This is a genomic window from Streptomyces fildesensis (assembly GCF_016107395.1).
In the GTDB taxonomy this organism is placed as follows: Bacteria; Actinomycetota; Actinomycetes; order Streptomycetales; family Streptomycetaceae; genus Actinacidiphila; species Actinacidiphila fildesensis.
Window position 1 is genome coordinate 1 of record NZ_JAAIKO010000473.1, and the last position, 206, is coordinate 206.

The 206-nt window shown below is 54.4% G+C and carries 1 protein-coding gene; it reads left to right on the forward strand.

All coding sequences use genetic code 11. The annotated features are described in order from the left end of the window. On the forward strand, positions 1–206 hold a 206-nt coding region (locus tag C6N31_RS45055), incomplete at both ends, for a hypothetical protein (protein ID WP_232486410.1).

A 206-nucleotide genomic window follows, 5' to 3' on the forward strand; every position in this document is an offset into this window, starting at 1 on the left:
GGCTGCCATCGCTTCCAGAGTGGAGATTCTATCAAGCAGTGGAGTTCAATCGATCCCAAAAGAGTACATTCGGCTGAGCGAGGAGCTCCTGAGCGTTGGAGACGTCTTCCAGGACGAGAAGAACGCAAGTGGGCCTCAAGTCCCGACGATCGACTTGTTAGATTTGGAAGCCGACGACGAGATTTGCCGTCAGAAGTGCCGCAGCT